Source organism: Mycolicibacterium grossiae, assembly GCF_008329645.1.
Taxonomy (GTDB): domain Bacteria; phylum Actinomycetota; class Actinomycetes; order Mycobacteriales; family Mycobacteriaceae; genus Mycobacterium; species Mycobacterium grossiae.
Genome location: NZ_CP043474.1, coordinates 3339705 through 3356108, shown reverse-complemented (window position 1 = coordinate 3356108; position 16404 = coordinate 3339705). Strand labels below are relative to the sequence as shown.

At 71.9% G+C, this 16404-nt stretch carries 18 protein-coding genes; 4 read left to right on the top strand and 14 right to left on the bottom strand.

Annotated features, from left to right (window positions below; translation table 11 throughout):
- Positions 1-4 precede the first annotated feature (4 nt).
- From FZ046_RS16095 to FZ046_RS16085, 3 genes are read left to right on the top strand one after another with little or no spacing between them, the layout of a single operon-like run.
- Positions 5-1618, top strand: coding sequence for an ABC transporter permease (locus tag FZ046_RS16095; RefSeq protein WP_407664401.1), 1614 nt, complete (start codon positions 5-7; stop codon positions 1616-1618).
- The gene (locus FZ046_RS16090; protein ID WP_070351642.1) at positions 1615-2661 is read left to right on the top strand and encodes an ABC transporter ATP-binding protein; all 1047 of its coding nucleotides are present in this window, start codon (positions 1615-1617) and stop codon (positions 2659-2661) included. Before FZ046_RS16095 ends, FZ046_RS16090 begins: the two co-directional genes overlap by 4 nt.
- Positions 2662-2714: 53 nt before the next feature.
- Positions 2715-5222, top strand: coding sequence for an AMP-binding protein (locus FZ046_RS16085; protein ID WP_070351727.1), 2508 nt, complete (start codon positions 2715-2717; stop codon positions 5220-5222).
- Here FZ046_RS16085 and FZ046_RS16080 read toward each other — a convergent pair.
- The 8 genes from FZ046_RS16080 to rplS are packed head-to-tail and all read right to left on the bottom strand — an operon-like array spanning position 5191 to position 11209.
- Positions 5191-6003 carry an acyl-CoA thioesterase gene (locus FZ046_RS16080; RefSeq protein ID WP_070351641.1) on the bottom strand — a complete coding sequence of 271 codons (813 nt, stop codon included), beginning with the start codon at positions 6001-6003 and terminating at the stop codon, positions 5191-5193. The two genes, FZ046_RS16085 and FZ046_RS16080, sit on opposite strands and share 32 nt — an antisense overlap.
- Entirely contained in the window at positions 6000-7211 is a 1212-nt protein-coding gene (locus FZ046_RS16075) for a CoA transferase (RefSeq protein WP_070351640.1), read from the bottom strand. The genes FZ046_RS16080 and FZ046_RS16075 overlap by 4 nt, the downstream gene beginning before the upstream one ends.
- A 58-nt stretch (positions 7212-7269) precedes the next feature.
- On the bottom strand, positions 7270-8043 hold the full coding sequence (locus FZ046_RS16070; RefSeq protein WP_070351639.1) for an HAD-IIA family hydrolase: 774 nt from the start codon (positions 8041-8043) through the stop codon (positions 7270-7272).
- A 31-nt stretch (positions 8044-8074) separates the two neighbouring features.
- Positions 8075-8887, bottom strand: coding sequence for an SDR family NAD(P)-dependent oxidoreductase (locus FZ046_RS16065; protein WP_070351638.1), 813 nt, complete (start codon positions 8885-8887; stop codon positions 8075-8077).
- A gap of 3 nt (positions 8888-8890) precedes the next feature.
- Positions 8891-9196 (bottom strand): DUF2469 domain-containing protein, encoded by a 306-nt coding sequence (locus tag FZ046_RS16060; RefSeq protein WP_066983311.1) that lies wholly within the window; start codon positions 9194-9196, stop codon positions 8891-8893.
- Between the two features lie 41 nt (positions 9197-9237).
- Positions 9238-9981 (bottom strand): ribonuclease HII, encoded by a 744-nt coding sequence (locus FZ046_RS16055; protein WP_083298008.1) that lies wholly within the window; start codon positions 9979-9981, stop codon positions 9238-9240.
- Between the two features lie 6 nt (positions 9982-9987).
- Positions 9988-10812, bottom strand: a complete 825-nt coding sequence (lepB, locus tag FZ046_RS16050; RefSeq protein ID WP_070351637.1) for a signal peptidase I — start codon at positions 10810-10812, stop codon at positions 9988-9990.
- 55 nt (positions 10813-10867) lie between these two features.
- Positions 10868-11209 carry a 50S ribosomal protein L19 gene (gene rplS, locus FZ046_RS16045; RefSeq protein WP_070351636.1) on the bottom strand — a complete coding sequence of 114 codons (342 nt, stop codon included), beginning with the start codon at positions 11207-11209 and terminating at the stop codon, positions 10868-10870.
- A gap of 311 nt (positions 11210-11520) precedes the next feature.
- On the opposite strand from rplS, the gene FZ046_RS16040 reads away from it, so the two are divergent.
- Entirely contained in the window at positions 11521-12450 is a 930-nt protein-coding gene (locus tag FZ046_RS16040; RefSeq protein ID WP_070351635.1) for a serine hydrolase, read from the top strand.
- Here the strand turns inward: FZ046_RS16040 and trmD are convergent.
- From trmD to FZ046_RS16010, 6 genes are all read right to left on the bottom strand, one after another.
- Positions 12447-13124 (bottom strand): tRNA (guanosine(37)-N1)-methyltransferase TrmD, encoded by a 678-nt coding sequence (gene trmD, locus FZ046_RS16035; RefSeq protein ID WP_070351634.1) that lies wholly within the window; start codon positions 13122-13124, stop codon positions 12447-12449. The two genes, FZ046_RS16040 and trmD, sit on opposite strands and share 4 nt — an antisense overlap.
- A gap of 9 nt (positions 13125-13133) precedes the next feature.
- Positions 13134-13661, bottom strand: a complete 528-nt coding sequence (rimM, locus tag FZ046_RS16030; RefSeq protein ID WP_070351633.1) for a ribosome maturation factor RimM — start codon at positions 13659-13661, stop codon at positions 13134-13136.
- A 12-nt stretch (positions 13662-13673) separates the two neighbouring features.
- Positions 13674-13916, bottom strand: a complete 243-nt coding sequence (locus tag FZ046_RS16025) for an RNA-binding protein (protein ID WP_070351632.1) — start codon at positions 13914-13916, stop codon at positions 13674-13676.
- A gap of 7 nt (positions 13917-13923) precedes the next feature.
- Entirely contained in the window at positions 13924-14448 is a 525-nt protein-coding gene (rpsP, locus tag FZ046_RS16020) for a 30S ribosomal protein S16 (RefSeq protein ID WP_070351631.1), read from the bottom strand.
- A gap of 182 nt (positions 14449-14630) precedes the next feature.
- The gene (locus tag FZ046_RS16015) at positions 14631-15059 is read right to left on the bottom strand and encodes a nuclear transport factor 2 family protein (protein ID WP_070351630.1); all 429 of its coding nucleotides are present in this window, start codon (positions 15057-15059) and stop codon (positions 14631-14633) included.
- A 51-nt stretch (positions 15060-15110) separates the two neighbouring features.
- A complete protein-coding gene (locus tag FZ046_RS16010; RefSeq protein WP_070351726.1) occupies positions 15111-16325 on the bottom strand; it encodes an osmoprotectant NAGGN system M42 family peptidase in 1215 nt (404 codons plus the stop codon).
- Positions 16326-16404 lie beyond the last annotated feature (79 nt).

The following is a 16404-nucleotide window of genomic DNA, read 5'->3' as shown; positions in this document are numbered from 1 at the left end:
ATGGGTGAGTGAGGTGGTTGCCACCGATCCCGACGTCGCCGTCGCCGCGTCGCCGCTCGCGCCGGCCGCCGTGACGACCGGCGCCGGCCGTGCCCGGGGCGGTCGCCCCGGCCCCGTGGTGACCGGCGCCGTGGTCCTGCTGGTCGCCGCCACCGTCATCCCGATCGGCTACGTCGTGTGGTCGGTGGCCTCGCTCGGCGGCGGCGAGCTGTACGCCCTCGTCGCCCGGCCCCGCGTCCTGGAACTGCTGGTCAACACCGTCGGGCTGGTCGTCGTCACGGTGCCGATCTGCATCGTGCTCGGCGTGGCCGCCGCCTGGCTGGTCGAGCGCACCGACGTACCCGGCCGCGCGGTGTGGCGCCCGCTGTTCGTCGCGCCGCTGGCGGTGCCCGCGTTCATCAACAGCTACGCCTGGGTCAGCGTCGTGCCCACGCTGCACGGCTTCGGCGCCGGTCTCCTGGTGGCGACGCTGTCCTATTTCCCGTTCGTCTACGTCCCCGCCGCCGCGACGCTGCGCCGCCTGGACCCGGCAATCGAGGAGTCGGCGCGGGCGCTGGGATCCGGCCCCGGCGCGGTGTTCTGGCGGGTCGTGCTGCCGCAGCTGCGGCTCGCGGTGCTCGGCGGCGGGCTGCTGATCGGCGTGCACCTGCTCGCCGAGTACGGCGCGTTCGCGATGCTGCGCTTCTCCACCTTCACCACCGCGATCTTCGAGCAGTTCCAGGCGACGTTCAACGGTGCCGCGGGCAGCACGCTGGCCGGCATCCTCATCCTGCTGTGCCTGGTGCTGTTGGTCGGCGAAGCCGGCGTCCGCGGCAGCGCGCGCTACGCCCGCGTCGGCGGCGGTGCCCAACGCGGTTCGACGCCGCAGCGGCTCGGCGCGTGGGCGCTGCCCGCGCTGGCCGGGCTCACCGCGCTGGCAGTCCTTGCGCTCGGCGTGCCGGCGTGGACCGTGCTGCGCTGGCTGTGGATCGGCGGCAGCGCGGTGTGGGACGTCGACGTGCTGCTGCCGTCGACGCTGCAGACCATCGCCCTGGCCGGTGCCGCCGCCGCGCTGACGACGCTGCTGGCCTTCCCGTTCGCCTGGGTCGCGGTGCGCTACCGCGGCGTCTTCGCTCGCTTCGTCGAGGGTTCGAACTTCGTCACCAGCTCGATGCCGGGCATCGTCACCGCCCTCGCACTGGTGACCGTCGCGATCCGCTTCGCTCCCCCGCTGTATCAGACGGCGACGCTGGTGCTGGCGGCGTACGTGCTGATGTTCCTGCCGCGGGCGATGGTCAATCTGCGTTCGGGTCTGGCGCAGGTGCCGCCCGGACTCGAGGAGGCGTCGCGCTCGCTCGGGATCTCTCCGACGTGGACGTTCCTGCGGGTGACGCTGCGCCTGACCGCCCCCGCCGCCGCGGCCGGCGCATCGCTCGTCTTCGTCGCGGTCGCCACCGAACTCACCGCCACCCTGCTGCTCGCGCCGACCGGCACGAACACCCTGGCGATGCGGTTCTGGTCGCTGTCGAGCGAACTGGCCTACGCCGGCGCGGCGCCGTACGCGCTGCTGCTGGTGCTGCTGGCCGTCCCGGTCACGATCGTGCTGTTCCGCCAGTCGACCCGGGCGGCCGCGCTGTGACCGCGCGGGCGCTCGAGGTGGCCGGGCTGGTCAAGGCCTTCGACGGCCACACCGTGCTGCACGGCGTCGACCTCGACGTCGCGCCCGGCACCATCACCGCGGTCGTCGGCGCCTCCGGCTGCGGCAAGACCACGCTGTTGCGGCTGGTGGCGGGCTTCGAGACACCGGACGCGGGCACGGTGGCGATCGCCGGACGACGGGTCACCGGCGTGCCAGCGCATCGGCGCGACGTCGGCTACGTGGCGCAGGACGGCGCGCTGTTCCCGCACCTCACCGTCGGGCAGAACATCGCCTACGGGTTGCCCGGCCGCGGCAGGCGGGTCCGCGACCGCGTCACCGAACTCCTGCAGACGGTCTCCCTGGACGCGGCCCACGCCGACCGCCGCCCGCACGAACTGAGCGGAGGCCAGCAGCAGCGGGTCGCGCTCGCGCGTGCCCTCGCCCGGCAGCCCGCCATCATGCTGCTCGACGAACCGTTCAGCGCACTCGACACCGGCCTGCGCGCCTCGACCCGCAAGGCCGTCGCGGCGCTGCTCGCCGACGCGGGCGTGACGACCCTGCTGGTCACCCACGACCAGGAGGAGGCGCTGTCGATCGCCGACCAGGTCGCCGTGATGCGCGACGGCCGCTTCACGAAAGTGGGGACGCCGCAACAGGTCTACCGCGACCCCGACGATCGCTTCACCGCCGAATTTCTCGGCGACTGCGTCCTGCTCCCCTGCACCGTCGACGGCGGCGTCGCCGACAGCCCCCTCGGCCGGCTGCCGTTGCGCAAGGGCGCGTCCGACGGACCGGGCACGCTGATGCTGCGCCCCGAACAGCTCGAAGCGGTCACGGTGGCCGACGACGACCGCGGCGACGGGCTCGCCACCGTGCTGTCCTCGGAGTTCCGGGGCCACGACGTGCTGCTGACCGTCGACCTCGGCGCCGACGTCGATCCCATCACGGTGCGCCAGCACAGCGTCGCGCCGCCCTCGGTCGACGCCAAGGTGCGCATCCAGGTCGCGGGCGCCGCCGTGGTGTTCGGCGACCGGCGCCCGTGATGGCCGACGGCCCGACCACGTTCGACGGCCCAAACATGTTCGACGGCCCGACCATGTTCGACGACGTCGTCGCCCACCTCGCCGGGTTCGGCGACCGGCCCGCCGTGCACACCGCCGACGGCACCGTCGGCTACGCCGAGCTGGCCGCCGACGTCGCGGCGCGCGCCGCCGAGTTCGGCACCCCACGCCGACTGGTGCTCCTGGAGACCCGCAACGACCTCGCCACCCTGACCACCTACCTCGCGGCCCTCGCCGGAGGCCACGTGGTGCTGCCGTTGCCCGCCGGCGGCGATCACTCCGCGGTCGTCGACACCTACCGGCCCGACGTGCTGGTGCGCGACGGCCGCACCGAGATTCGGCGCCACCGCACGCCGACTGCGCTGCACCCGGACCTGGCGCTGCTGCTGTCCACGTCGGGCAGCACCGGATCGCCGAAGCTGGTCCGGCTGTCCCGGGCGAACCTCGCCGCCAACGCCGCCTCGATCGCCGACTACCTCGACATCGCGCCGACCGACCGGGCGGCCACGACACTGCCGATGTCTTACTGCTACGGCCTGTCGGTGGTGCACAGCCACCTGCTTCGAGGGGCGGGGCTGATCCTCACCGACCGCTCGGTCGTCGACGACGACTTCTGGGCCCTGTTGCGGGCGCACCGCGGCACGACGTTCGCCGGGGTACCGCACACGTTCGACCTGCTCGACCGGGTCGGCTTCGCCGACATGGCGCTGCCGGACCTGCGCTACGTCACACAGGCCGGCGGGCGGCTGGCCCCGGAGCGGGTGCGCCGCTACGCCGACCTCGGCGCGCGGCGCGGCTGGCAGCTGTTCGTGATGTACGGCGCGACCGAGGCGACCGCGCGGATGGCGTACCTGCCACCGCACCTGGCCGCCGACCGCCCCACCGCGATCGGCGTGCCGATCCCCGGCGGCTCCTTCCGGATCGACGCGGGCGACGGCATGGCCGACGGCACGGGCGAACTCGTCTACCGCGGACCCAACGTCATGATGGGCTACGCGCACGCCCGCGACGACCTGCGCGACGGCCCGACCGTCGACGAACTCCGCACCGGCGACGTCGCGCGCGTCGGCGACGACGGGCTCTACGAGGTCCTCGGCCGCCGCGACCGGTTCGTCAAGCTCTACGGGTTGCGGATCGACCTGCAGCGCGTCGAGGGCGGCCTGCTGGCCGACGGCATCACCGCGATCTGCACCGCAGGCGACGGGCAGCTGCTGGTCGCCGCCGCCGCACGGCCGCCGGACTGCGACGTCGCGGCCGCGGCGGCAGACGCCTCGGGCCTGCCCCGCGCCGCGATCCGGGTGCTCGACGTCGACGACATCCCACGCCTGCCCACCGGCAAGCCCGACTACCGCAGGCTGCCCGTGCTCGCCGCCGAACGCAGCGACGAGGCCGAACGCAGCGACGAGGCCGACGACGCCCTCGACCTGCGTGGGCTGTTCGCCGACGTCCTGCAGCTCGACCCGGAACGCATCGACCCGCAGCAGAGCTTCGTCGACCTGGGCGGCAACTCGCTGTCCTACGTCGCGATGTCGGTGCGGCTGGAGCGCGCCCTGGGACATCTCCCGAGCGACTGGCAGCGCCGCCCGCTGCGCGAACTGCAGGTCACGCGCCGGACGCGCCGATGGTGGGGCACGACACTGGAGACGAGCGTCGCGCTGCGGGCGGCCGCGATCGTCCTGGTCGCCGGTTCGCACGCCGAGCTGTGGGTGCTGTGGGGCGGCGCCCACGTCCTGCTCGGTGTCGCCGGCTACAACTTCGGTCGCTTCTGCCTCACGCCGCTGCCCCGGGCGACCCGCGCCCGGCACCTCGCCGGCACCATCGCGTGGATCGCCGTGCCGTCCATCGCGTGGATCGCGATCGCGTTGCTCATCACCGACGACTACACCCCGTCGAACCTGTTGTTGCTCAACAAGTTCCTCGGCCCGCACGACAGCTTGACCGCGGGCCGGCTGTGGTTCGTCGAAGTGCTGGTGTGGGTGCTTCTCGCCCTGGCGCTGCTGTGCTGGACGCCGCTCGGCGACCGCGCCGAACGCCGCTGGCCGTTCGGCGTCGCCGTCGCGTTCCTCGCCCTGGGCATGGCGTTGCGGTGGGACGTGTTCGGATTCGGCCTCGGCCACGACGCCTGGTTCACCGTGCTGGCGTTCTGGTTCTTCGCGGTCGGCTGGGCGGCGGCCAAGTCCTCGACGGTGTGGCAGCGGCTGTTCGTCACCGCCGTCCTGGCGGTCGGCATCGTCGGCTACTTCGGGCAGCCGAAGCGCGAGGCGCTGGTGTTCGTCGGCCTCGCGCTGCTCATCTGGCTGCCCGCCATCCGCTGCCCGTCGGCGCTGACGGTGACCGCCGGGCTGGTGGCCGAGGCGTCGCTGTTCACCTACCTGACCCACTACCAGGTGTATCCGCTGTTCGGCGAGCACCGGCTGCTCGGCGTGATCGCCGCGGTCGCGGTCGGCATCGTGCTGACGCAGCTGCTGACGGTGGTCCGGCGGTGGCTCCGGTTGCGCCACGGCGCGGCCGTCAGTCCCGCGCCGGCTCCCGCTCGGCGATGAGGCCCTCCTGCGCGAGCGTCGCGGCGATCGCGCCGTCGGCACCCAGCAGGCTGCCGGTGATCACACCGCGTCCGCGCGCAGCTGCCGGCGACCTGGTCTCCACCAGGTTCCACCGGTCCGCCCGCACCGGCCGGTGACACCAGACCGACGAATCGGTGGTGCCGCTGCGGTGGCTGCGCGCCACCATCGAATGTCCGTGCACCACCAGCGCCGGGTCGATCATGTAGACGTCGGCGACGTACACCGCGATGACGGTGTGCAGCAGCGGATCGTCGGGCAGCGGCACGGTGACGCGCCACCACAGCCGCCGGACGAACTCCCCCGACGACCAGTCGTCGACGAGGCGCACGTCGATCTCGTCGAGCGGCATCGACGGGGCGGGCCCCGCGGGGCCGGTGCGCTCCAACGCCTCCGGGTCGTCCGGCAGTGTCTCGCGGTGACCGTGCTCGGGGCCCGGTAGCGGCACCGCGAACGACGCGGTGGCCGTGGTCAGCAGACGGCCCGCCTGGAAGGCGTCCACGCGCCGGGCGCTCGTCGTGCGGCCGTCGTAGACCGGCGTGACCACGTACTCGACGGGATCACCGGCCTCACCGCCCCGGAGAAACTGCAGGTGCATGGTGGTGGGGAGCTTGGCCGCGTCGACGGTCGCCGCCGCGGCGGCGAGGCTCTGCCCCATGAACTGACCGCCGAACGCCCGCTTGCCCGCCGGCCCGCTCGCCGGCCCCAGGAAGCGGCCGTCGTCGCGCTGCCGCACGGCGAGCAGCGCCAGGAGCCTGCTCACGCGACGGTCCCCGCGTCGCGCAGGGCGGCGACGTCGGCGTCCGACAGGCCCAGCCGGTCGGCGAGGACGGACGCGGTGTGGTCGCCGAGGGCCGGCGCGGCGACCGCGGGCGGGTAGGCGCCGTCGATCGCCAGCGGGAGCCCGGGCGCGAGATACGTCCCGACGCGGGGTTGCTCGAGGGCGGTGAACAGCGGGTTGGCGGTCACCTTGGGATCGGCGGCCACCTCGGCGAAGTCGCGGTAGCGCTCCCACAGGATGGACGTCGCCGACAAGGCCTCGGTCACCTCGGCGGCGGTGTGGCCGGCGAACCACACGGTGAACAGCCCGGTGAGTGCGTCGCGGTGCCGGAAGCGCTCGCCCTCGTCGGTGAAGTCGACGCCCAGACTGCGCCCCAGCGCCTCGACCGCGGACGACGTGCCGGTCAGCTCGGTGAGGTCGCGGAAGTGCCGGTTGGTGAGGGCGACGACCATGAAGGCGGCGCCGTCAGCACTGCTGAACTGCTGGCCGTACTGGCCGTAGATCGCATTGCCGAGCCGCGCGCGCGACGTGCCGGTCACCATGGCCTCGGTGAGGAAGCTCAGATTGCCCGCCGTGGCGAGCGCGACGTTCTCCAGCGGGATCGACACCCGCTGCCCGGCACCGGTGGCGTCGCGGTGCCGCACGGCGGCGAGCACGGCCAGCGCGGTGTACAGCCCACACGCCACGTCCCACGCCGGCAGCACGTGATTCACCGGCACGTCGAGATCGGCGGGCCCCGTCACCAGCGGGAAGCCGATGCCGGCATTCACCGTGTAGTCGACGCCGGTGCCGCCGTCGGCACGGCCGGACACCTCGACGTGAATCAGGTCGGGCCGCAGTCGTTCCAGCACCTCGTGCGAATGCCAGTCGCGCCCGGCGGCATTGGTGATGAGGACGCCGGCGTCGGCGATGAGACGCTGCACCACGTCCTGGCCCTCGGCGGAGCGGACGTCGACCGCGACGGACTGCTTGCCCTTGTTGAGCCCCGCCCAGTAGATGCTGTCGCCCTCGTCGGTCACCGGCCAGCGGCGGTAGTCCGCGGCACCGCCGACCGGGTCCACCCGCACCACGTCGGCGCCGAGCTGCGCCAGCGTCATCCCGGCGAGAGGCACGGCTACGAAGCTGGAGATCTCGATGATCCGCACGCCCGCGAGGGGGCGGGACGCGTCCTGCGCGCCGGAGGAGGTCACCCGGACACGATAGTCAGCCGGCACACCAGCGCCGTGTCGTCACACCGAGCCCGTGCCGTCAGACCAGCGCGACGGCGTCCGCGATGGAGTCGAGCACCCGGCTGGGGCGGAACGGATAGCGCTCGATGTCCGAGCGCGAGGTGGAGCCGGTGAGGACGAGGATCGTCTCCAGGCCGGCCTCGATGCCGGCCACGACGTCGGTGTCCATCCGATCGCCGACCATGACGGTGTTCTCCGAATGCGCCTCGATGCGGTTGAGCGCGCTGCGGAACATCATCGGATTGGGCTTGCCGACGAAGTACGGCTCCCGGCCGGTCGCCTTGGTGATGAGCGCCGCGACCGACCCGGTGGCCGGTAGCGGACCCTCTGCCGACGGGCCGGTGACGTCCGGGTTGGTCGCGATGAAGCGCGCGCCGCCGAGGATGAGCCGGATGGCCTTGGTGATGGCCTCGAACGAGTAGGTCCTGGTCTCGCCGAGCACCACGAAGTCGGGCTCGATGTCGGTCAGCGTGTAGCCGACGTGGTGTAGGGCCGTGGTCAGTCCCGCTTCGCCGATGACGTAGGCGGAGCCGCTGGGCAGCTGGTCGTGCAGGAACGCCGCGGTCGCGAGCGCCGAGGTCCAGATCGACTCCTCGGGCACCGCCAGACCGGACCGCAGCAGCCGGGCGGCGAGGTCGCGCGGGGTGAAGATCGAGTTGTTGGTCAACACGAGGAACGGCCGCTCGCGCGCGGTGAGCGCTTCGAGGAACTCGGCGGCGCCGGGCAGCGCCTGCTCCTCCCGCACGAGAACGCCATCCATGTCGGTCAGCCAGCACTGCGGTGGGGTGCGCATGGCTCCAGTCTGACGACCCGGAGCGCCGGTGTCAGCGGACCACGGCGGGATGGGGCTCGCGCGGTCCGCCGAGGGCATCGCGATGCGAGGGCGGCGTGCGCCCGTCGGCGTCGGTCAGGCCGTACCGTCTCGCGAGTTCGGCGCCGATGTGCGCACGGCCGGCGAGGTCTTCGAGGTCCGGGTCGTGGTACAGCGCGTCGAGCACGTGGCCGGTGAACTCGGGGGTCTCGGCGTGTTCGGCGGTGCGGGCCAGCGCCTCGGGGTGCCCGTCGAACGCGGCGCGGAACTTCTCGGTGAGCAGGATGCCCATCCAGATCGACACCGTGTGCACGCCGGTACCGGCGAAGTCGACGGCCATGTCCGCGGCCATCTTGTCGACGCCGGCCTTCTGCGCGCCGTAGGCCGGGCCGTGCATGTAACAGCCCGCCCCCGGGGAGGACGTGAACGCGAGCAACGCCCGCTCGGCGCGCACCAGCAGCGGGGCGGCGTACCAGGAGGCGACGTAGGCCGAACGCAACCCGACGTCGAGCACGTCGGCCAGCCGCAGCGGCTTCTCCCAGAACGGCGCCGCGCCGGTCAGTGCGTCGTCGATCGCGGCGGCATTGTTGACCAGCAGGTCCAACGAACCGTCGCCGTCGTCGGCCACGCGGGCGAACAACGCCTCGACCTGCGCGTCGTCGCGGTGGTCGACCCGCACGGCAACGCCACCGTCGCCGGCGTCGGCGATCGTGCGGCCGGTGAGGTACACCAGCCAACCCCGCATCAGCAGGGCCGTCGCGATGCCGCGTCCCGCGCCGCGGCTGGCGCCCGTGACGACGGCGGTGCGGACCCGCTGCTCGGCCATCGCCTACTCGGGCAGCCGCAGTTCGGGCTTCTCGACCTCTTCGATGTTGACGTCCTTGAACGTGATGACCCGGACCTGCTTGACGAATCGTGCGGGCCGGTACATGTCCCACACCCAGGCGTCGGCCAGCCGCAGCTCGAAGTACACCTCGCCATCGGCGTTGCGGGGCACCATCTCGACGCTGTTGGCCAGGTAGAACCGGCGCTCGGTCTCCACGACGTAGCTGAACTGCCCCACGATGTCCTTGTATTCGCGGTACAGCGAGAGTTCCATCTCGGTTTCGTACTTCTCGAGATCTTCGGCACTCATCGGCTCAGCGGTCCTTCGGTCGGCATCCGTTCCATCTTCCCTCAGCCCCATTCCCGACGCTGCGTCGGCACCGGTTCCGGCGCCTGGGCGTCGTCGCACAGCACCACCTCGTACGGCCCGTCCGCGCCGGCGCGACGGTCGGCGCGGCGCACGTTGACGAACGAGTAGCGGTGCTCGCTGCACGGCCCCAGCTCGGCGAGCGCGGCGGTGTGCGTCGGCGTGCTGTAGCCCTTGTGCACCGCGAAGCCGTACCCGGGATGGGTCTTCTCCATCTCGACCATCATCCGGTCGCGGCTCACCTTGGCCAGGACGCTCGCCGCGGCGATGCAGGCCGCGGCCGCGTCACCGCCGATCACCGGCAGCGACGGCATCGGCAGGCCGGGCACGCGGAAGCCGTCGCTCAGCACGTACCCGGGCCGCACCGGTAGGCCCGCGATGGCGCGCCGCATGCCCTCGATGTTGGCGACGTGCACGCCGCGGCGGTCCACCTCGGTGGAGTCGATGACCACCACGTGATAGGAGAGCGCGTAGCGCCGGATGAGCGGGAACAGGCGCTCCCGTTCGCGTTCGGTGAGCTTCTTGGAGTCGTCGAGCGCCGCGAGGCTCTCCAGCCGGTTGGGGCCCAGCACGCAGGCCGCGACGACCAGCGGTCCGGCGCACGCGCCGCGACCCACCTCGTCGACGCCCGCCACGGGCCCCAAACCGCCGCGATACAAGGCGGATTCGAGCGTGCGCAGACCCGCCGACTTGCGGATCACGGTACGGGGCGGCCAGCTGGACGGCACGGTGGGTTAGGGCTGAACCTGCGGATTCACGCTGCTCACGCCACCCCAGCGAGACGGCGGCCATGCGATGAATCGCGCCTTGCCGATGACGTTCTCCACCGGCACCGTGCCCGCCATGGGGTCACCGGTGCACAGCAGCCCGCGCTGCGCGTCGGCGGGCTGGTTGGTGCAGTGGGCGCGCGAGTCCGCGGAGTGCGTGCGGTTGTCGCCCATCACCCACAGCCGACCGTCGGGCACCGTCACCGGGCCGAACTCGTTGCCCAGACACGGGTAGACCGCCGGGTCGGCCATCATCGTCGCCGGATCGAGGTACGGCTCGTCGAGCTTGCGGCCGTTCACGGTGAGCCCGGTGGCGGCGCGGCACTCGACGGTCTGGCCGCCGGTCGCGATGATCCGCTTGACCAGGTCGTTCTCGTCCGGCGGGACGAACCCGATGAACGACAGCGCGTTCTGCACGGCGCGGATGGCCGGGTTGTCCGAGCGGATCGACTTGTAGCCGATGTTCCAGGCCGGCGGACCCTTGAAGACGACGACGTCGCCGGGCTCGGGCTCGGTGAACCGGTAGGTCAGCTTGTCGACCATGATCCGGTCGCCGACGCAGCCGGGGCAGCCGTGCAGCGTGGGCTCCATCGACTCCGACGGGATCAGATACGGGCGCGCCACGAACGTGAGCATCACGTAGTACAGGACGATCGCGATGGTCAGCAGGATCGCCGTCTCGCGCAGTGCCCCCCGCTTCTTCTTCGGCGGGTCCGGCTCCTGCACGGCGTGGGTCTCGGCCGCGTCGGCGGAGGTATCGGCCGCGTCCGCGGCGTCGGCGGGTCCGGTCACGCCAACAGCGTAGCGACGGCGGACGTCACGTCAGGGATGCCCGACCGACGCGCGGTCAGCGCTTCTCCTTGATCTTGGCCTTCTTGCCGCGCAGCTCGCGCAGGTAGTACAGCTTGGCGCGACGGACGTCACCGCGGGTGACGACGTCGATGTGGTCGATGTTCGGCGAGTGGACCGGGAAGGTGCGCTCGACGCCGACGCCGTAGCTCTCCTTGCGCACGGTGAAGGTCTCGCGGACTCCGCCACCCTGGCGACGCAGCACGACGCCCTTGAACACCTGGATGCGCTCCTTGGAGCCCTCGATGACCTTCACGTGCACGTTGACCGTGTCGCCGGGGCCGAAGGTCGGGATGTCGTCGCGCAGCGACGACTGGTCGACGAAGTCCAGCGTGTTCATCGGTGACACCTTCTCATCAGTGGCCCGGGCACCGTCGCGTCGTGGTCACGACGCAGCACCGAGCCGTTCTCGTGCGTACGTTTGGCGGTGTCCACAGCGGGCGGTGCGGTCGTCTCGACCCACGCCCTGCGCGGACAACTGCTCAATTGTGCCAGACCGCCCCCTCACCGGCGAAATCGTCCCGTGACGTGCGGCCGGGCGGCCGCCGTCTCGCGGCGCGCCGCGCAACGGCAGCGGTTAGGCTGGCCCGAACGGGTCATGCACCACCACGTCACGGGCGTGGCGCAGCACAGTCGTTTTCGAGGAGGGCCATGTTCCGGCGGCCGTCGACGCTGCTGATGGTCGCTGCGGCCGCCGTCGCGGCGACGACGGCGGGCTGCGAGGCAAAGGTTTACGGCACTACCCCGACGCCGCCCGCACTGACCGTCGTGGCGCCGCTCGGGGACATGGCGCCGCTGCCCGAGGCACCACCGGACGCACCGGCTGCCGTGTTCACCGGTCTCGCCGACCGCGAGCGCCAGGCCACCGCCGACGCCGCCGCGTCGGGCGCCGACATCACCGCCGCGGTGCTCGACCGCAACACCGGCCAGCTGGTCACCAACGGCCGCAACGACAGCATCGCGATCGCCTCGGTGGTCAAGCTCTTCATCGCCGACGATCTGTTGCTGCAGGTGGCCAAGGGGCAGACGCAGCTGTCGCCCGCGGACCGGCAGATGCTCGACGTCATGCTGCGGTCCTCCGACGACAGCGCCGCCGAGGTCTTCTGGAACCGCAGCGGCGGCAGCGCCATCATCGAGCGCGTCGTCGCGCGCTACGGCCTGGCCGCCACCCGGCCGCCGAACAACGGACGCTGGTTCAACACGATCAGCACCGTCACCGACCTGGTGCACTACTACGACATGATGCTCGCAGGCACCGGCGGGCTCCCGCCCGAGCAGGCCAGCATCATCCTGGCCAACCTCGCCGCCTCCACGCCGACCGCGCCCGACGGCATGGTGCCCGGCGGGGTCTACCCGCAGCGCTTCGGCATCCCCGAGGGCATCCCCGGCGAGCCCGTCGCGGTGAAGCAGGGCTGGATGTGCTGCGTCGGGTCGGACTGGATGCACCTGTCGACGGGTGTCATCGGTCCGGACCGGCGCTTCGTGATGGCGATCAGTTCGATGGAGCCGGCCGACGCGGCCGAGGCCCGCCAGACGATCACCCAGGCCGTGCGGACGATGTTCCCCGAGGGGCACGTCTAGTCGAGGAGGTCCGGCCGGCGCTCGCGGGTGCGCGCCAGGGACTGCTCGCGCCGCCAGGCCGCCACCTTCGCGTGGTCGCCGGACAGCAGCACCGCCGGGACGTCGAGGTCGCGCCAACTCGGCGGCCGGGTGTAGCTGGGTCCCTCGAGCAGACCGTCGGAATGCGAATCCTGTTCGTGGGAGGCCGGATTGCCGATCACGTCGGGCAGCAGCCGCACGACGGCCTCGATCATCGCCAGCGCGGCCACCTCGCCGCCGTTGAGGACGTAGTCGCCGATCGAGACCTCCTCGACCCGCATCCGCCGCGCGGCGTCGTCCACGACGCGCTGGTCGATGCCCTCGTAGCGGCCGCACGCGAACACCAGATGCCGCTCGGCGGTCCAGCGTTCGGCGTCGGCCTGGCGGAACGGCCGCCCGGCCGGCGTCGGCACGACCAGCAGCGTCTCGGCGGTGCACAGGTCGTCGAGCGCGGCGCCCCACACGGGCGCCTTCATCACCATGCCCGGGCCGCCCCCGTACGGCGCGTCGTCCACCGACCGGTGCACGTCGTGGGTCCAGGCCCGCAGGTCGTGCACGCCCAGCTCGACCAGACCGGAGCCGATGGCCTTGCCCGGCAACGACTGTCGCAGCGGGGCGAGGTAGTCGGGGAAGATCGTGACGACGTCGATGCGCACGGCCGCGTCCTAGAGAGCGTCGATGTCGAGCAGGCCATCGGGCGGGTCGATCACGACGCTGCCCTCGGCGAGCGACACCGTCGGCACGATCTCGGTGACGAACGGCACCAGCACCTCCCGGCCCTCGCCGGTCGTCACCGACAGCAGCTCGCCTGCCGCGGTGTGCAACACCTCGGCGACGACGCCCACCTCGGCGCCGTCGACCGTGCGGACGCGCAGGCCCTCGAGCTGGTGGTCGTAGAACTCGTCGGGGTCCTCGATGCGCGGCAACTCGCCGGAGTCGACGACGAACAGCGTGCCGCGCAGCGCATCGGCGGCGGTGCGATCGGCGACGCCACGCAGGCCCAGCAGCAGCCGTCCGGAGTGCTCGCGCAACGTGTCGACCACGAATTCGCGCTCGGGTCCGCGCGGACCGACCTTGCCGCGCAACGTCGCTCCGGCCGCGAAGCGGTCCTCCGGGTCGTCGGTGCGGACCTCGACGACGACCTCACCGCGGATGCCGTGCGCCTTGACGACCCGCCCGACGACCAGGTCCATGCCGGTGGCGAACTACTGGTCGGTGTCGACCACGTCGACGCGGATCCCCCGGCCGCCGATGCCGGCGACGAGGGTCCGCAGCGCGGTGGCCGTGCGGCCGCCGCGCCCGATGACCTTGCCCAGGTCATCCGGGTGCACGTGCACCTCGACGGTGCGGCCGCGACGGTTGGTCACCATGTCGACGCGAACGTCCTCGGGGTTGTCGACGATTCCGCGCACCAGGTGCTCGACGGCGTCGACGACGACGGAACTCACCGCGGACTCAGCTCTCGGTGGCGCCGGCGACGGTGGCGTCGGGGCCCTCGGCGGCGGGCTCGGAGGCGTCGGCCGCACCGGACGGGTCGGCGGTGGCCTCGATGTCGGAGGCCTCGCTGGTGGACGATTCGGCCTTCTTGGCCGGGGCCTTCTTCTTCTTCGGCGTGGTGGCGTCGCCACCCGAGCCGCCGTCGGCGTCGGCCAGCGCTGCGTTGAAGAGGTCCAGCTTGGACGGCTTGGGCTCCTTGACCTTCAGCGTGCCCTCGGCACCCGGCAGGCCCTTGAACTTCTGCCAGTCACCGGTGATCTTCAGCAGCTGCAGGACGGGCTCGGTGGGCTGGGCGCCGACGCTCAGCCAGTACTGCGCGCGCTCCGAGTCGATCTCGATCAGGCTGGGCTCTTCCTTCGGGTGGTACCGGCCGATGACCTCGATGGACCGACCGTCGCGGCGGGTGCGCGCGTCGGCGACGGCGATGCGGTACTGGGGGTTGCGAATCTTGCCGAGCCGGGTGAGCTTGATCTTGACGGCCATGAACTACGTCTCCTGTATGCGTGCCACGCTGCAATTCAGCGGTGCCGGCGGGATGCCGGCACCCGGTTTTGCCCTACGTGTGTGACCCCCGCGCGGCGCATCCCAGCCGGGAAGCCGCGGGCGGACAGCGGTTCATTCTGCCAGAGCGCGGGCGCGCAGAAGAAATCGCCGAACGCGGGGCCTCAGACCAGCTTGTCGAAGCACTTGGTCTCGACGCGGCGGGTCATCCGCCAGCCGTCGGGCGTGCGGACGAACTCGTCGTCGTACCAGAGCCCGCAGAACAGCACCTGCGCGCCGGCCTCGGTGGCGCCGCCCAGCACCATCGGGTTGAAGCAAATGGTGCGCGAGGACGCGGTGTCGCCGTCGACGCGCACGTCGACGTTGCCGATCAGGTGGGCATAGGCCGAAAAGTTGGGCAGCACCTCGGCGAGCCACGCCTTGACCTCGCCGAACCGTCCGTCGATGCCGCCCATGGCGCGGTAGTCGATGTAGGCGTCGGCGGTGAAGACGCGGTCCAGATCGTCGAAGCGGCGAGTGTCGATCGCCGTCGAGTAGTCGATCAGCAGCTGCTGGATTTCGAGGCGGTCGGAGATCTCTTCGAGGCTCAGCACGCCGTCAGTTGTACCGCCGGACCACCGCCGGGCGACCCGGAATCGCGCCGATCAGGCCTGCGGACCCTCCGAGGGCGGCCAGTGCTCCCCCGACCACTCGCCGGGCTCGGTGTGGTCACCTCGGGACAGCGGCACCCACTGCTCACTCGGCGCCGGCTGCTTGGAGGACGGGAAGTCGCGCAGCGAGCCCTGGCTGTGCGCGTCCCACTTCTCGAACGTCAGCGGCGTCTGCAGCCAACAGTGCAGCAGGTTGTACACCGCCTCCAACGACGCGATGTGGGTGCGCTCCCAGCCGTGGCTGCCGTCGAGCCCGAACCCGACGAGCGCCGCGCGGGTGGCGGCGCCGGCCTCGATGGCCGCGGCCGCGTCGGAGCGGTAGTACCGGAACACGTCGCGCGCGTGCGGGATCGCGTGCTCCTCGGCCAGTCGGCACAGCTTGCGGGTGAGGTGGTAGTCGAACGGCCCGTGCAGATCGGCCATCGGGATGGTGACGCCGTCCTCGATGGAGTGCTGCCCGGGGGCACACACCGCATTGTCGACCGAGACGAGTTCGGCGACGTCCGGTGGCAGGCCGTGGCTGGCGCCGTGACCCACCTCCTCGGTGATCGTCACCATGATCGTCGTGCGGTGCGGCAGCACCAGCCGCTCCTGGGCGACGTTGCGGGCGAGCGCCAGGGCGACCGCCACGCCGGCCTTGCCGTCGAGGTGCCGGGAGACGATGAAACCGTCCTCGGTGAGTTCCGGGCTCGCGATCAGCGCGACGAAGTCACCGACGTGGAAGCCTAGTCGGTCCAGGTCGGCACGGCTGCTCACCTTGCGGTCGATGCGCACCTCGACGTGCTCCCACAGCGTGGGCTGGGTGTCGATCTCGTCGCCGAACGCGTGCCCGGAGGCCTTCAGCGGCATGACCGTCCCGGTGAAGAACTCGTTGGGGTCGTCGCCGAAGATCCGCACCCGGGCGCCGGTCGCGAAGCGGGCGGAGAACGTGCCGACGGGGATCAGTTCGAGCCGGCCGTTGTCCTTGAGGTCGCGGACCATGCAGCCGATGGTGTCGGCGTGCACGACGATCGCGCGGTCGGTGGTGTCCGACTCCCCCGGCAGCTCGGCGGTCAGCGCGCCGCGCCGGGTGAGCATGAAGGGCACGCCCAGCTCGTCCAGGGTGTCACCGATCAGCTGCATCACCGCGTCCGTGCGCCCCGAGGGGCTCGGCGTCTGCAGCAGGGCCAGCAGGGTGTCGATCATCCACGCGCGATCGGCCTCCGGCATGGTGGCCACGGTCCCGGACACAGCGCCTCCTCATCAGTCGTTCGAGAACGATCCAAACGTACGCCGGTGGCGCGCCGGC